Source organism: Pseudomonas fluorescens (assembly GCF_902497775.2).
GTDB classification, from domain to species: Bacteria; Pseudomonadota; Gammaproteobacteria; order Pseudomonadales; family Pseudomonadaceae; genus Aquipseudomonas; species Aquipseudomonas putida_F.
Map to the genome: position 1 here is coordinate 144,168 of NZ_OZ024668.1, position 15,395 is coordinate 159,562.

Here is a 15,395-nt window from a genome sequence, read left to right on the forward strand (position 1 = left end):
GTATTTCAGGTCAGGTGCCGACCATACCATGCCTGCCGGATTCTTGCCTTTATGCGGCTAAAAAGTAAGAAGCCTCCCAATCTCTCGATTGGAAGGCTTCGCGGCGGTAGCTGCCTTTGCCTTTGCCGGCGGGTTCCTGGCGGCTGCGGAACAAAGGCTGGGCGACGATGGATTTGGCCTTGTTGGGCCCGGGCTTGGCGGGTTTTTTGCTCATGACAGGGAGTCCTGCTAGGTGGGTGTGCGCGCAATATAGGCGTGAAGCTATCGCGGGGCAAGCCCACTCCCACACGACCTGTGTAGGAGCGGGCTTGCCCCGCGATTAATTTCACTCCGCCGGCAACGCCAGACGCTGCCCCGCCATCAACAACGACAAACGCGCCAGGCTGGTCCAAGGCGAACCCTGGGCCTGCCCCTTGATCTGTGCGTCGATGCGCTGGGCATCCTGCAGCAACTGGCTCCAGCGCTGCGCCGAGTGGCGTTGCAGGGCCTTGCTCATCAACGGTTTGCGCTTGTCCCAGACCGGCGGCCGGGCCTGGCTGAACGCCTTGTCCAGCGGCACGCCCTGGCTGAACTGCTGGGCCAGCCCGGCCAGCAGGCGCAGCTCCCGGGCTAGGGCCCAGAGGATCACCGGCGGCTCGACACCTTCGCCACGCAAGCCTTCAAGCATGCGCAAGGCATGGGCTGCCTCGCCGTTAAGAATCGCATCTACCAGGCCGAAGACATCGAAGCGGGCGCTGTCGGCTACTGCCGCCTGCACCGTTTCGACGGTGATCTGATTGCCCTCGGCCAATAGCTTGAGCTTTTCGATCTCCTGGGCTGCTGCCAGCAGGTTGCCTTCAACCCGTGCGGCAATCAGGTCAACGGCGTCGCGCTGCGCGCTCAACCCGGCCTGGGACAGACGCTGGCTGATCCATTGCGGCAGTTGCTGGCTGTCCACCGGCCAGATCTGTACGAACTGGACGTGCTGGCCTTCGACTAGCGCCTTGCCCCACTTGGTTTTCTGCGCACTGCCATCGAGCTTGGGCAGGCTGATCAGCAGCAGGGTGTCTTCGGCGGGATTGGAGCAGTATTCGATGAGTGCGGCGGCGCCCTTGTCACCCGGCTTGCCGGAAGGCAGGCGCAGCTCGAGCAGGCGCCTTTGGGCGAACAGCGACAGGCTGGCGCCGGCCTGGAGCAGGGTGCCCCAGTCGAAGTTGGCGTCGGCGCTGAACACCTGGCGTTCATCGAAACCTTGCTGGCGCGCCGCAGTGCGTACGGCATCGGCAGCTTCCTGGCACAGCAGCGGATCATCGCCACTGATCACGTAGACCGGCGCGAGGCTGCCTTGCAGGTGTTTATTGAGCTGGGCGGGAGTGAGTTTCATGATGGCAGACGGGGCACCGCAGTGCCCCGTTCATTCTCAGTTGACCGGCAGTTGCAGCGGCGACTGCTGAGGCGTTTCGTCCTGGGCGCGGCGGGCCGCTTCGAGGGCGTCGGCTTCGGCCTTGGCGCGCTCGTCAGCCTTTTGCTGCAGGCTGTCAAGCTGGCCTGGGGTCAGCAGCTGCAGGCGCACCAGCATGTTCTGCACCAGGTCGCGGCGCATTTCTACGCGGGTCTGGGTAGCTTCCTGCTGCGAGCCGGTGATGTTGTTGCCGTCATGCACGTAGATCTTGCGCACTTCCAGCTTGTCGTTTAGCAGATTGGTGTCGTTGTGGCCTTCGATGCTGTAGCTCAGTACCGTGGTCAGCTCGTATTCGGCCGAACGTCCCGAGCCGCCGGCATAGGTTGCGGCGCGCTGGGTTTCTTGCTCGTTGGTCAGCACCAGCTTGTAAGGCGCGCCTGCGTAGACTTTAACGCCACTGCTCTGCAGGGCCTGACGCAGCTGGGTCACGGTTTCGCCGTAGGCGTTACGTGCGCTCAGGTCCAGTTCCTTGATCGCAAGTTCGGTGTTGCCGGTACCGCGCAGCTGGAAACCACAGGCACTGAGCATCACGGCCAGGCCCATTACCAGCAGATTGCGTTTGATCATGTTGTAGCTCCCTTGTGGGCCGATTCTGTGCGCCGGCCCGCGCTGCGGCGGGCCGGCGTTCCTGTCAGTTGGCGACGATGTTGACCAGCTTGCCCGGTACCACGATGACCTTGCGGATGCTCAGGCCTTCGGTGAAGCGCAACACGTTTTCGTTGCTGCGCGCGGCGGCTTCGACTTCTTCGCGGCTGGCCGCAGCCGGCATTTCGATCTGGCCACGCAGTTTGCCGTTGACCTGGATGACCAGGACGATGCTGTCCTGGACCAGGGCGCTTTCGTCCAGTACCGGCCAGGCCGCATCGATAACGGCGCCCTGGTGACCCAGGCGCTGCCACAGCTCGTGGCTGATGTGCGGAGTGATCGGCGCCAGCAGCAGGGTGACGGCTTCCAGGCCTTCCTGCAGCAGGGCGCGGTCCTGTTCGCTGGCTTGCGGGGCTTTTTCCAGCACGTTCATCACGGTCATCACCTGGGCGATGGCGGTGTTGAACTTGTGGTGCTGGCCGACATCGGTGCTGGCCTGCTTGATGGCCGCGTGGATGGCACGGCGGATCACTTTTTGCCCGTCATCGAGGCTGGCGACATCCAGCTTGCCCGGCAGGCCCTGGGCCACATGGGCCTGAGCCAGGCGCCAGACGCGGCGAAGGAAGCGGTTGGCGCCTTCGACACCGGAGTCGGACCATTCCAGGCTCATGTCTGGCGGCGAGGCGAACATCATGAACAGGCGGCAGGTGTCGGCGCCGTAGGCTTCGATCATTGCCTGAGGGTCAACGCCGTTGTTCTTGGACTTGGACATCTTCTCGGTGCCGCCGATCTCGACCGGCAGGCCGTCGGTCTTCAGCGTGGCGCCGATGATCTTGGCCTTGGCATCGCGCTCGATTTCGACGTCGGCCGGGTTGAACCAGTCCTTGCCGCCGTTGCTGGCAACGCGGTAATAGGTTTCGGCGACGACCATGCCCTGGGTCAGCAGGTTCTTGAACGGCTCGTTGGAGGAGACCAGGCCTTCGTCGCGCATCAGCTTGTGGAAGAAACGCGCGTACAGCAGGTGCAGGATCGCGTGTTCGATACCGCCGATGTACTGGTCGACCGGCAGCCAGTGGTTGGCCGCTTTCGGATCGACCATGCCGCCTTCGTAGTTGGGCGAGGCGTAGCGGGCGAAGTACCACGACGACTCGACGAAGGTGTCCATGGTATCGGTTTCGCGCTTGGCCGCAGTGCCGCATTTCGGGCAACTGCACGCATAGAACTCGGGCATGCGCGCCAGTGGCGAGCCAGCGCCATCAGGGACGACGTCCTCTGGCAGGGTGACCGGCAGTTGCTCTTCCGGCACCGGCACATCGCCACAGGACGGGCAGTGGATGATCGGGATCGGGCAGCCCCAGTAACGCTGACGGCTGATGCCCCAGTCGCGCAGGCGGAACTGGGTGCGGGATTTGCCCAGCTCTTTCTTGATCAGCGCCACTTCGATGGCATCGAACGCGCCCTGGAAGTCCAGGCCGTCGAATTCGCCGGAGTTGATCAGTTGGCCGTGCTCGCCATAGGCGGCCAGCCACTCGCTGCCGACTTCATCGCCAGCGCTGGTGCGCACCACTGCCTTGAGCGGCAGGTTGTATTTGTGGGCGAACTCGAAATCGCGCTCGTCGTGAGCCGGAACAGCCATGACCGCGCCGTCGCCGTAGTGCATCAGCACGTAGTTGGCGACCCACACCGGCAGTTTTTCGCCGGTCAGCGGATGCTCGACGAACAGCGAGGTGGCCAGGCCCTTTTTCTCCTGGGTGGCGATGTCGGCTTCGGCGACGCTGCCGCTCTTGCACTCATCGATGAAGGCTTGCAGCTCTGGGTTGCCCTGGGCGGCCTGGGTGGCCAGCGGGTGCTCGGCGGCAACGGCCACATAGGTGGCGCCCATCAGGGTGTCTGGACGGGTGGTGAAGACTTTCAGGGCCCCGGCGTGGCCGATGCTGGCCTGGTCGTAGGGGAACTGCACTTCCATGCCACGGGACTTGCCGATCCAGTTACGCTGCATGGTCTTGACCTGCTCAGGCCAGCCCGGCAGTTCGTCGAGGCTATCCAGCAACTCGTCGGCGTAGTCGGTGATCTTGAAGTAGTACATCGGGATTTCGCGCTTCTCGATCAGCGCGCCCGAGCGCCAGCCGCGGCCATCGATGACCTGCTCGTTGGCGAGGACGGTCTGGTCGGCGGGGTCCCAGTTCACGGTACCGTTTTTACGATAGATCACGCCTTTTTCGAACAGGCGGGTGAACAGCCACTGTTCCCAGCGGTAGTAGTCCGGCTTGCAGGTGGTGACTTCACGCGACCAGTCGAAGGCCAGGCCCAGGCTCTTGAGCTGGGTCTTCATGTAGTCGATGTTTTCGTAGGTCCACTTGGCCGGCGCGACGTTGTTCTTCATCGCGGCGTTTTCCGCCGGCATGCCGAAGGCGTCCCAGCCCATTGGCTGCAGGACGTTCTTGCCGAGCATGCGCTGGTAACGGGCGATCACGTCACCGATGGTGTAGTTGCGCACGTGGCCCATATGTAGCTTGCCGCTTGGGTACGGGAACATCGATAGGCAGTAGTACGTGTCCTTGCCTGGCTGTTCACTGACTTCAAAAGACTTTCGCTCATCCCAGTAAGACTGGGCGGCGGCTTCGATTTCGCGGGGCTGATAGAGTTCGTGCATGGCTACTTTGCGCTGAGAAATGGGAGACCTTATCCAGGCAGCGATCAAACCGCTGCATCGGCAATCCGGTGTCAAGTATGGTGAACGCCCTAGCATACATGACCCCTGTCCACCGAGGGAAACCCTGATTGCACCGGCTGCGGCGCGGCGGGCCGTTGGTCGCGGCGTCCAGCTGCTTTTACGAGTAACGCTAAGCTCATGTGTGGGGGGAGATATATTTATCTTCAATGAGGTGAACGGATGGGAGAGTCGCAGCAACAAGCAACCAAACCGGAGCTTTACGAACGGCTGATCGATCGTCTGGGCCTGGCCCTCGAGGTCGCCAGAACCTCCGTTCGATTACGCGATGAAGTGCCTGCTGAATTGGAGTTGCGTGGTCTGAGCCGCGCTGAATTCGAAGTGATCAAAGCCTATCTGGAATCCCTTCCAGAGGGCGGGCATGGACGCGTCGGCGCATTGCCACAAACGCAGACGCCGCCTTCGGCCAGAATCGTCTGGCTCAAGGACAAGCGTTCCGCTACCACAGCAAAGTCCAGGACGCTGCAATTCAAGTAGCCGTTCGGGTTTTATCGGCGCAAGGCGGAGTGCGCCACAAGTGTAAAAAACTTCCCTGATCGGCACCTGACTATTGTTGCCAGGTGCCGATCCTCTTAGGCTGCGCACCTCCAAGGAGGTGTCCCGTGCCGATTCGCTATCTCATCAAACAAATGATCATGCCGCCTGGCGTGTTGTTCCTGTTGCTTATTGTTGCCTGGTGGCTACGCAAATCCTGGCCACGCCTGTCGGCCCTGTGCTTTGTCCTGGGCCTGGGTGGGCTGTGGCTGATGAGCCTGCCGATCGTGGTGGAGCAAGCCGCCCGGCAACTGGAAAGCGAGCCGGCGCTGGCCACCCGCCAATGGGCCGGGCTGGCTGCGCATGCCGATGCCATTGTCATCCTCGGCGCCGGCCGCGAACGCGGTGATCCGGCCTGGGATGCGCAGGACCAGCCCACGGGCGTGGCCATGGAGCGTATGCGTTACGCGGCGCAGTTGGCCAAGGCCTCGGGTTTGCCGGTGCTGACCAGCGGCGGCTTGCACTACGGTACCCCGCCCAGCGAAGCGCAGCTGATGGCCGACTCCCTGCAACGTGATCTGGGTGTGAGCGTGCGCTGGAAAGAAGAGCGCAGCCGCACCACCTGGGAGAACGCCCAGATGAGTGCCGAGCTGTTGCAGCCCTTGGGGATCAAACGCGTCGTGGTGGTCACCCAGGCCTGGCACATGCAGCGTTCACGCTGGAGCTTCGAGCAGGCCGGTTTTACCGTAGTGCCGGCGCCGGTGGGCTTTCTCGGCCGCGACCATGCCCGGCCATTCGGCGGCTGGCTGCCGGAAGGCAAGTCGCTGTGGCAGAGCGGCCAACTGCTCAATGAGGCAGTCGGCCTGCTCGGCTACAAGCTGTTCTACTAGACGGTCTTGGCGATCCGGCTGGCCAGCAGGGCCCAGCCCAGCAGTAGCGCACAGAGGATTACCAGCGGCCAGGAGCGCCATTGCAGGTACGGGGTGAGTTGCTGCATCGGTACCACCTCGCCGTAGAGGATGCCGCGCTCGAACTGCGGGATCTGCGCGGTGATCCGCCCGAACGGGTCGATCAGGCCGGTGACACCGTTGTTGGTGGCGCGGATCATCCAGCGTCCAGCCTCAAGCGCGCGCATCTGCGCCATCTGCAGGTGTTGCAGGGGGCCGATCGAGGTGCCGAACCAGGTGTCGTTGCTGATGGTCAGGAGGATGTCGCTGCGGGCCGCCAGGCTTGCTGCAAACTCCGGATAGACCACTTCGTAGCAGATGTACGGCGCGATCTGATAGCCCTTAGCCTGCAATAGCGGCTGGTCAGCCGGTCCGCGGGCAAAGTCCGACATTGGCAGGTCGAAGAAGGCGATCAGGCCGCGGAGCATGTCCTGCAGCGGTACGTACTCGCCGAACGGCACCAGTTTCTGCTTCAGGTAAGTGCCGTCGCCCTCACCGGTTACGGTAATGCCGTTGTAATAGCGCCGTTGCTGGTGCACCACTTCGCGCACCGGCACCCCGGTGATCAGCGCCGAATTACGCTCGGCGGCGAAGTTGCCCATCATGTCCAGATAACCCTGGGCCTGCTCCTTGAGGATCGGCACAGCGGTTTCCGGCCACACCAGCAGGTCGACCGGTTTCGAGCTGAAGCTCATGTCGCGGTACAGCGCCAGCTGGGCGTTGACGTGCTCCGGGTTCCACTTCAGTTCTTGTTCGACATTGCCTTGCAGTGCGGCAACGGTCAGCGGCTTGCCCGCTGGGCTGGTCCAGGCGTGGTTCTTCAGTGCCAGGCCGATTGCCCAGGGCGCCAGCAGCAGGGTGATGGCCACTGCCAGGAACGACTTGCGCTCGCGAAGGCGCGGCAGGTTGCACAGCAGCGCCGCGCACAGGGCCAGGCAGAACGAAATCAACCACATACCGCCCAGCGGCGCCAGGCCCGACAGCGGCCCGTCGAGTTGGCTGTAGCCGGAGTACAGCCAGGGGAAACCGGTAAGAAACCAGCCGCGGAACGCTTCCTGGCCCACCCACAGGGCGGCGAAGCACAAGGCATCGGCCAGCGGCGCCTCGTTGCGCCGTAACCAGCGCGCCCAGAGCCAGGCGGGCAGGGCGAAGAACCAGGCAATGGCGGCAAAGAAAGCCAGCAATAGCCCGGTAGCCAGCAACGGTGTGGCACCGCCATAGGTATTAATGCTGACGTAGATCCAGCTGGTACCGGCGGCGTACAGGCCAAAGCCGAAACACCAGCCGCGGCCCAGGGCCTGGCGCGGGCTGAGCTCGCGCAGGCCGAGGTAGAACAAGCCGGCCGCGAGCAGTGCCAGCGGCCAGATGTCGAATGGCGCCAGGGCCAGGGTGGTGATTGCACCGGCCGCCACGGCCAGCAGGTTACCGGGCCAGCCGGGGCGGGTGATCCAGCGCATGGTTGTCCTTAACGGGTGATAGGGGTCAGACGTAGCAGGTGAATTCGGCGGCTGTCGGCGTTGAGAATGCGGAATCGGTACGGGCCGATCTCGGTGGTCTCGTTACGCTTGGGCAGATGGCCAAAGGCGCTCATCACCAGGCCGCCAACGGTGTCGAACTCGTCGTCGGAGAACTGGCTGTCGAAGAACTCGTTGAAGTTCTCGATCGGCGTCAGCGCCTTGATCAGGAAGTCGCCACTGGGCAGCGGCTTGATGTAGCTGTCTTCCTCGACGTCATGCTCGTCTTCGATATCGCCGACGATCTGCTCGAGCACGTCTTCAATGGTCACCAGGCCTGCCACGCCGCCGTACTCGTCGATGACGATGGCCATGTGGTTGTGGTTGGCGCGAAATTCGCGCAGCAGCACGTTCAGGCGCTTGGACTCGGGCACGAAGGTGGCCGGGCGCAGCAGGTCCTTGATGTTGAAGCTGTCGCCATTCTCCTTGAGGATCAGCGGCAACAGGTCCTTGGCCAGCAGCACGCCGAGCACGTCGTCGTGACTTTCGCCAACGACCGGGTAGCGCGAGTGGGCGGCGTCGATCACCGCCGGCAGGAATTCACGCGGCGACTGGGTCGCCTTGATGCTCATCATTTGCGAGCGCGGCACCATGATGTCGCGTACCTGCAGGTCAGCGACCTGGATGGCACCCTCGACAATGGTCAGCGCCTCGCTGTCGAGCAGCTTGTTCTGATGCGCTTCGCGCAGCAGCTCAAGCAGCTCCTGGCGGTTTTTCGGCTCGTGGGCAAAAGCCTGGGTCAGTTTGCCCAGCCAGGACTTTTGCCCGTTGCTCGATCGATCTTCGCTCATGGCGGTTACTCGTGATCCTTTGCAGATATCAGTGTTGAATGTCGTCGTGTTCGTCGTCAGCGTACGGGTCCGGATGACCCAGTTCAGCTAGCAACGTTCGTTCCAGTGCTTCCATTTCCTCGGCCTCATCGTCCTCGATGTGGTCGTAGCCCAGCAGGTGCAGGCAACCGTGGATGACCAGATGCGCCCAGTGGGCTTCGAGTGCCTTGCCCTGTTCGGCGGCCTCGCGCTCGACCACGGCGATGCAGATCACCAGATCGCCCAGCAGCGGAATGTCGAGCAGCTCGTCAGGCACGTCGGCCGGGAAGGACAGCACGTTGGTGGCGTAGTCTTTGCCCCGCCAGGTGTGATTCAGTTCGCAGCCTTCGGCTTCATCGACCAGACGAATGGTCAGTTCCGAGTCGGCCGTGCGCTGGCGCAGTGCCAGCTCGCACCATTGGCGAAACTGCGCTTCGGTCGGGTGGTTCGCATCGCTTGCCAGTTGCAGATCGAGCTCAAGCATCGCGATGTTTGCCTTCGGTCGGGTTCTGCTGCTGGCTCTCGAAGCGCTCGTAAGCCTCGACAATGCGCTGTACCAAAGGGTGGCGAACCACGTCCTTGGGCTGGAAGTGCGTGAAGCTGATGCCCGGCACGCCCTTGAGCACCTCGATGACATGGGCCAGGCCCGACTTGGTGCCTCGCGGCAGGTCGACCTGGGTGATGTCACCGGTGATCACGGCGGTGGAGCCGAAACCGATACGGGTGAGGAACATCTTCATCTGCTCGACCGTGGTGTTCTGGCTTTCGTCGAGGATGATGAAGCTGTTGTTCAGGGTGCGGCCGCGCATGTAGGCCAACGGGGCAATCTCGATCACCTGGCGCTCGATCAGCTTGGCCACGTGTTCGAAGCCGAGCATCTCGTACAGCGCGTCATACAGCGGGCGCAGGTACGGGTCGATCTTCTGCGCCAGGTCACCGGGCAGGAAGCCGAGCTTCTCGCCCGCCTCAACTGCCGGGCGTACCAGCAGGATGCGCCGTACCTGTTCACGCTCCAGGGCGTCAACCGCGCAGGCCACGGCCAGGTACGTCTTGCCAGTACCGGCCGGGCCGATGCCGAAGTTGATGTCGTTGCCGAGGATTTCCTTCACATAGCGCTGCTGGTTCAGCCCGCGTGGACGAATCATGCCCTTGCGTGTGCGCAGGGAAACACTGACTTCGTTGACGGCCGGGTTTTCCAGCTCCTCGACGGCCGATTCCTGCAGGTACAGGTGGACCATTTCCGGCGACAGCTCGGTGGCCTGGGCCTCGCGATAGAGGCGGCGCAGCAGTTGCTCGGCAGAGGAGGTGTGTTTGGGTTCGCCGATCAGTTCGAACTGATTGCCGCGGTTGCGGATTTCGATGGCCAGGCGCTGTTCGATCAGGCGCAGATGCTCGTCGAATTGCCCGCACAGGTTGGCGAAGCGATGGGCCTCGAAGGGCTCGAGGATGAAACGATGTGGTTCGATAGGTGCGTTCAAGGTCGTTTTTCAGCCGCCCAACGGCAAAGGATATGGTCTCAAGGATAACCCTAGCCGCTGCAGGGCGAAAGCGCTGAAACGATCAAGGGTCGCCGGGCCTGTAACAAGGCCCGGCAGGACAGGTCAGTGGGCCAGCGAGCCGAACAGCGAGTGCGGGCGCGCGTCGTCGATATGGATGTCGACGAACTGGCCGATCAGCTTCGGATTGTCGCAGCGGAAGTTGACGATACGGTTATTCTCGGTGCGCCCCTGCAACTGGCCGGGGTCGCGGCGCGAGTAATCGGTGACGAGGATGCGCTGGACAGTCCCGACCATTTGTCGGCTGATCTCGAAGCCCTGGGTATCGAGGCGATGCTGCAGGGCCTTGAGGCGTTCCTTTTTTACCTCTTCCGGGGTTTCGTCCGGCAGGTCCGAGGCCGGGGTGCCCGGGCGCTGGCTGTAGACGAACGAGTAGGAGAAGTCGAAACCGACGTCGGCCACCAGCTTCATGGTCTGCTCGAAGTCTTTTTCGGTTTCGCCGGGGAAGCCGACGATGAAGTCCGAACTGATGCAGATGCCCGGCACTGCGGCCTTGAGTTTGCGCAGCTTGGACTTGTATTCGAGGGTCGTGTGGTTGCGCTTCATCGCCGCCAGCACCCGGTCGGAACCCGATTGCACCGGCAGGTGCAGGTGCTTGACCAGCTCCGGCACCTCGGCGTGGGCCTGGATCAGGCTGTCGGAAAACTCCAGCGGGTGCGAAGTGGTGTAGCGGATGCGGTCGATGCCATCGACGGCGGCGACCACGCGGATCAGCTCGGCAAGGTCCGCCAGGCGCCCGTCGTGGGTCTGGCCACGGTAGCCGTTGACGTTCTGCCCCAACAAGGTGATTTCGCGCACGCCGTTCTCGGCCAGGTGGATGACCTCGGCCAGTACATCGTCGAACGGCCGGCTGACTTCCTCGCCACGGGTGTAAGGCACCACGCAGAAGGTGCAGTACTTGCTGCAACCTTCCATCACCGAGACGTAGGCGGTGGGGCCATCGATGCGCGGCTCGGGCAGGTGGTCGAATTTTTCGATTTCCGGGAACGACACATCGACCTGGGGCAGGCGCGTGGTACGCGCCGCGTCGATCATTTCCGGCAGGCGGTGCAGGGTCTGCGGGCCAAAGACCACGTCGACATAGGGCGCGCGCTTGCGGATCGACTCGCCTTCCTGGCTGGCCACGCAGCCGCCGACGGCGATGACCATGTCCGGTTTCAGGTCCTTGAGTTCACGCCAACGGCCCAGTTGGGAGTACACCCGGTCCTGGGCGCGCTCGCGGATCGAGCAGGTGTTGAGCAGGATGACGTCGGCGTCTTCGGCGCGGGCCGTGACCTCGAGTGCTTGATGTTCACCCAGTAGATCGACCATGCGCGAGCTGTCGTACTCGTTCATCTGGCAACCGTGGGTTTCGATATAAAGCTTCTTGGCCATGGGAGATCATCTGGTAATTCGAAGAACCGCACATTATAAGGGCCCGGGGCGTTGGATCCTAGCGTTGTCGGCCCGGTGCCTATGTTATAGTTTGCGACTTATTTACCACCCATGATTGCCCCCGCCCAAAATGACCAAGCGCGAAGCTCCGATCTACAAAGTGATCTTTCTCAACCAGGGCCAGGTGTACGAGATGTACGCCAAACAGATCTATCAAAGCGATCTGTGGGGCTTTCTTGAGGTCGAGGAATTTGTCTTTGGCGAGCGCACCCAAGTGGTGGTCGACCCGAGTGAAGAAAAGCTCAAGGCCCAGTTCGAAGGCGTGACGCGCAGTTTTGTGCCGATGCACTCGATCGTGCGCATTGATGAGGTCGAGCGCCTGGGCACGCCGAAGATCAGCGAGGCGCGCGGTACTGGCAATGTGATGCCGTTCCCGATGCCCATGCCGGAAAAATAAGCAGGGTCTTAAGGCAGCGGTGCGAAAGGCGTGCGACCGTCGACGGTCTGTAGCTCCAGCAGGTACTTGCGGAAGATCTGCCCCAGCACCTGGGTGGCGACTTCCAGCTCATCACGGGGCATCTTGGCAGACACCTCGTCGGCCATGTCCAGCGCGTCTTCTGCGCCGTTGACCGCGGCCATCTTCAACACGATGTAGGCCTGCACATTGTTGGCTGCCACACCTTCACCCTTGTAGAACATGGTGCCCAAGCGGTATTGCGCCTCGGCGTGGCCTTGCAGCGAGGCTTGCTCGAAATAGCTCAGGGCTTGGTTGAGGTCGCGTGGGGTGTGGGTGCCTTCGTAGTAGAACTCACCCAGCTCGTACTGGGCCTGTGCGTCCCCGGATTTGGCCGCTTCCTGGCAGGCAGCGAGGGCTTGCGGCAGGTCTTCGGGCTGGGAATCGAGGGTGCAGCGGCCCGTTGCTGGAATCAGCAACGAGTTACCGCCTGCCGTGGCCAGCAGGGGCTGAAGAAGCAACAGGCAGCCCAGGGCGAGGGCGCGGCCGGTGCGGTTCATGGGGATCGACTTACCTCTGCAAAGCTGCGGCCAAAGTGTCTGGTGGCACATTATGGGATAAGCAGCGCCTACCTTACAAAGTCTTTACTCGATTTTCTGCTTTGCAAGGCCCCATCGCGGGGCAAGCCCGCTCCTGTAGGAGCGGGCTTGCCCCGCGATGGTTCACTGAATTTACAGCTTGGCGAAGGCCTTCTGCGCCGCATCCAGGGTGATTTGCAGCTCGGTTTCACCGTGGGCGATCGAGGTAAAGCCGGCTTCGAAGGCGCTTGGCGCCAGGTACACGCCGCCTTCGAGCATCAAGTGGAAGAAACGCTTGAAGCGCTCGGCATCGCTGGCCATGACGTCATCGAAGGTGACGATATCGTCGGCGCCACTGAAATACAGACCGAACATGCCGCCGGCCTGGGTGGTGACGAACGGGACCCCAGCAGCATCGGCGCGCTGCTGCAGGCCGTCGAGCAGGCGGCTGGTAAAGGCGCTCAGCTCGTCATGGAAGCCCGGGCGGCTGATCAGCTTGAGGGTGGTCAGGCCGGCGGCCATGGCCAGCGGGTTGCCCGACAGGGTACCGGCCTGGTAAACCGGACCCAGTGGCGCGATCTGTTCCATGATCTGGCGCTTGCCGCCGAAGCAGCCTACCGGCATGCCACCGCCGACGATCTTGCCGAAGGTCGACAGGTCAGGGGTAACGCCGTAATGCGCCTGAGCGCCGCCCAGGGCCACGCGAAAACCGGTCATCACTTCGTCGAAGATCAGCACTACGCCATGCTCGTCGCACAGCGTGCGCAGGCCTTCAAGGAAACCTGGCGCCGGCGGTACGCAGTTCATGTTGCCGGCAACCGGCTCAACAATGATACAGGCGACCTCCTGGCCGGCTTCGGCGAGCATCTTCGCGACCGCGTCGATGTCGTTGAACGGCAGGGTCAGGGTGTGTTTGGCAAAGGCTGCCGGCACGCCGGCGGAGCTTGGCACGCCCTGGGTCAGCAGGCCGGAACCGGCTTTAACCAGCAGGCTGTCGGAGTGGCCGTGGTAGCAGCCTTCGAACTTGATGATGCTGTCGCGGCCGGTGTAGCCACGGGCCAGGCGGATGGCGCTCATGGTCGCTTCGGTGCCGGAGCTGACCATGCGGACCATTTCCATCGATGGCACGATCGAGCAGACCAGATCGGCCATTTCGGTTTCCATGGCAGTCGGCGCGCCATAGGACAGGCCGTGTTCCAGTTGCTTGCGTACCGACTCGAGCACGTCCGGGTGGCTATGGCCGAGGATCATCGGGCCCCAGGAGCCAACGTAGTCGACGTAGCGCTTGTCATCTTCGTCGGTGACATAGGCGCCTTCGGCGTGCTTGAAGAACAGCGGGGTGCCGCCAACACTCTTGAACGCCCGCACCGGCGAGTTGACGCCACCGGGGATGTGTTTCTGGGCGTTGGCAAACAGGGTTTCGGAACGAGACATGATGGGCTCTCTCAATCAGGCAGATGCGAACAGGGCGTTGAAGGCGCGGGCACGGCGGGTGACTTCCTGCGTGCTGTCGGCGCCGAACAGGCCGTGAATCACCGCTAGCAGGCTGGCGCCGTGGGCGACCAGCGGGGCGGCGTTGTCGAGGGTGATACCGCCGATCGCGCAGATCGGCAGGCTGATGCGGTTGCGCGCTTGTTCCAGAAGGGCGGTGTCGGCGGCAGGCGCGCCCGGCTTGGTCACCGAGTTGAAGAAGCGGCCAAAGGCGACGTAGCTGGCGCCTTCACGGGCGGCCTGCTCGGCCAGGTCGATTTGCGCGTGGCAGGTGGAACCGATGATGGCGTTACGTCCGAGCAGGGCTCGTGCCGGGGTCAACGGCCCGTCGGTCTGGCCCAGGTGCACGCCGACGCCCAGGCGCGCAGCCAGTTCGGCGTCATCGTTGATGATCAGCTGGGTCTTGTAGCGTGCGCACAGGTCGGCCAGGGCCTCGGCTTCGCGCAGGCGGCGGGACTCGTCCTGGCTCTTGTCACGGTACTGCAGCAAGGTCACGCCGCCTTCGAGCGCCGCTTCGACATAGGGCAGAAACTTGCCGGCCAGCAACTGGCTGTCAGTGATGGCATACAGGCCGCGTAACTTCATGGTGTAGACCTCAAACGAAGATCAGGAACAGAAATCCAGGGGCAGGCGACGCGGTACATACTGGCCTTTGCCCAGCTGCTCTGCGTCGCGCAGGGTCCGCCAGGTATAGTCCAGGGCCGAACGCACGGCGCTTTGCAGTTGTTCACCGAGGGCCAGGCGGCCGGCCAGGGCGCTGGCCAGGGTGCAGCCGGAGCCATGGTAGCTGCCGGGCAGGCGCTGGCAGGTCCAGGTGTGACGCTGGCCGTCGCGGCTGTACAGGCGGTTGTGGATTTCGTGTTCGTCACCGTGACCGCCGGTGATCAGCAGGTGTCTGACAAAAGGCAGGAGCTTTTCTGCGCATTCATCGGCACTGCCTTCGGGCAGTTCGGCCAGGATGCGCGCTTCGGGAAGGTTAGGGGTAGCGATGGTAGCCAGTGGCAGCAAGCGCTCGCGCATGGCGTAGCCGACTTCATCCTTGCCCAGGCGGCCACCGCCGCCAGCACGCAGGACCGGGTCGCAGACCAGCGGCAGATGCGGATGGGTACTGAGCAGTTCGACCACGGTATCGACCATTTCGGTCGAGCCGAGCATGCCCAGCTTGACCGCCGCGACCGTCGAATCGGCAAGCACGGCATTGGCCTGGGCCAGTACCCACTCGCGGTCGAGGACGCGGAAGTCGCTGACATTGACAGTGTCCTGAACGGTCAGGGCGGTCACGGCCGGAGCGGCATGACAGCCTTGCGCAATCAGGGCTTCGATATCTGCCTGCAAGCCGGCACCGCCACTGGGGTCGTGGCCGGAGAGACAGAGGACAACGGGGCGGGAGCTGTAGGTATTCATGGTGCGCGAGCTTATCACCAAACGCTTTTGCTGGGTC

Annotated in this window: 16 protein-coding genes; 3 read left to right on the forward strand and 13 right to left on the reverse strand. The window is 63.0% G+C overall.

What is annotated here, in order from left to right; translation table 11 throughout:
* Positions 1-49 precede the first annotated feature (49 nt).
* From arfA to leuS, 4 genes are all read right to left on the reverse strand, one after another.
* On the reverse strand, positions 50-214 hold the full coding sequence (arfA, locus tag F8N82_RS00760; RefSeq protein WP_038998593.1) for an alternative ribosome rescue factor ArfA: 165 nt from the start codon (positions 212-214) through the stop codon (positions 50-52).
* Positions 215-325: 111 nt separating this feature from the next.
* Entirely contained in the window at positions 326-1,363 is a 1,038-nt protein-coding gene (holA, locus tag F8N82_RS00765; protein WP_038998594.1) for a DNA polymerase III subunit delta, read from the reverse strand.
* 36 nt (positions 1,364-1,399) lie between these two features.
* Entirely contained in the window at positions 1,400-2,008 is a 609-nt protein-coding gene (lptE, locus tag F8N82_RS00770; RefSeq protein ID WP_038998595.1) for an LPS assembly lipoprotein LptE, read from the reverse strand.
* A 64-nt stretch (positions 2,009-2,072) separates the two neighbouring features.
* Positions 2,073-4,679, reverse strand: coding sequence for a leucine--tRNA ligase (gene leuS / locus F8N82_RS00775; RefSeq protein WP_038998596.1), 2,607 nt, complete (start codon positions 4,677-4,679; stop codon positions 2,073-2,075).
* Positions 4,680-4,919: 240 nt separating this feature from the next.
* On the opposite strand from leuS, the gene F8N82_RS00780 reads away from it, so the two are divergent.
* Both F8N82_RS00780 and F8N82_RS00785 read left to right on the forward strand, forming a co-directional pair.
* Positions 4,920-5,234 (forward strand): hypothetical protein, encoded by a 315-nt coding sequence (locus tag F8N82_RS00780; RefSeq protein ID WP_038998597.1) that lies wholly within the window; start codon positions 4,920-4,922, stop codon positions 5,232-5,234.
* A 125-nt stretch (positions 5,235-5,359) separates the two neighbouring features.
* On the forward strand, positions 5,360-6,121 hold the full coding sequence (locus F8N82_RS00785) for a YdcF family protein (RefSeq protein WP_038998598.1): 762 nt from the start codon (positions 5,360-5,362) through the stop codon (positions 6,119-6,121).
* Here the strand turns inward: F8N82_RS00785 and lnt are convergent.
* From lnt to miaB, 5 genes are all read right to left on the reverse strand, one after another.
* Entirely contained in the window at positions 6,118-7,635 is a 1,518-nt protein-coding gene (lnt, locus tag F8N82_RS00790) for an apolipoprotein N-acyltransferase (protein ID WP_038998599.1), read from the reverse strand. The genes F8N82_RS00785 and lnt overlap by 4 nt on opposite strands.
* Before the next feature lie 8 nt (positions 7,636-7,643).
* A complete protein-coding gene (locus F8N82_RS00795) occupies positions 7,644-8,483 on the reverse strand; it encodes an HlyC/CorC family transporter (RefSeq protein ID WP_010222913.1) in 840 nt (279 codons plus the stop codon).
* 28 nt (positions 8,484-8,511) lie between these two features.
* Entirely contained in the window at positions 8,512-8,985 is a 474-nt protein-coding gene (ybeY, locus tag F8N82_RS00800; protein WP_038998600.1) for an rRNA maturation RNase YbeY, read from the reverse strand.
* Positions 8,978-9,979 (reverse strand): PhoH family protein, encoded by a 1,002-nt coding sequence (locus tag F8N82_RS00805; RefSeq protein WP_038998601.1) that lies wholly within the window; start codon positions 9,977-9,979, stop codon positions 8,978-8,980. The genes ybeY and F8N82_RS00805 overlap by 8 nt, the downstream gene beginning before the upstream one ends.
* A gap of 123 nt (positions 9,980-10,102) precedes the next feature.
* Complete coding sequence (miaB, locus tag F8N82_RS00810; protein WP_038998602.1) at positions 10,103-11,431, reverse strand: tRNA (N6-isopentenyl adenosine(37)-C2)-methylthiotransferase MiaB; 1,329 nt, start codon at positions 11,429-11,431, stop codon at positions 10,103-10,105.
* Between the two features lie 130 nt (positions 11,432-11,561).
* Here miaB and F8N82_RS00815 point away from each other — a divergent pair, with 130 nt between their 5' ends.
* Positions 11,562-11,888, forward strand: a complete 327-nt coding sequence (locus tag F8N82_RS00815; protein ID WP_038998603.1) for a DUF1820 family protein — start codon at positions 11,562-11,564, stop codon at positions 11,886-11,888.
* An 8-nt stretch (positions 11,889-11,896) separates the two neighbouring features.
* Here F8N82_RS00815 and F8N82_RS00820 read toward each other — a convergent pair whose 3' ends face one another.
* From F8N82_RS00820 to F8N82_RS00835, 4 genes are all read right to left on the reverse strand, one after another.
* Positions 11,897-12,445, reverse strand: coding sequence for a tetratricopeptide repeat protein (locus F8N82_RS00820; protein ID WP_038998605.1), 549 nt, complete (start codon positions 12,443-12,445; stop codon positions 11,897-11,899).
* A 171-nt stretch (positions 12,446-12,616) separates the two neighbouring features.
* A complete protein-coding gene (gene hemL / locus F8N82_RS00825) occupies positions 12,617-13,897 on the reverse strand; it encodes a glutamate-1-semialdehyde 2,1-aminomutase (protein ID WP_038998606.1) in 1,281 nt (426 codons plus the stop codon).
* Between the two features lie 15 nt (positions 13,898-13,912).
* The gene (gene thiE / locus F8N82_RS00830) at positions 13,913-14,539 is read right to left on the reverse strand and encodes a thiamine phosphate synthase (RefSeq protein ID WP_038998607.1); all 627 of its coding nucleotides are present in this window, start codon (positions 14,537-14,539) and stop codon (positions 13,913-13,915) included.
* Positions 14,540-14,560: 21 nt separating this feature from the next.
* Positions 14,561-15,358, reverse strand: coding sequence for a hydroxymethylpyrimidine/phosphomethylpyrimidine kinase (locus F8N82_RS00835; protein WP_038998609.1), 798 nt, complete (start codon positions 15,356-15,358; stop codon positions 14,561-14,563).
* Positions 15,359-15,395: the final 37 nt, after the last annotated feature.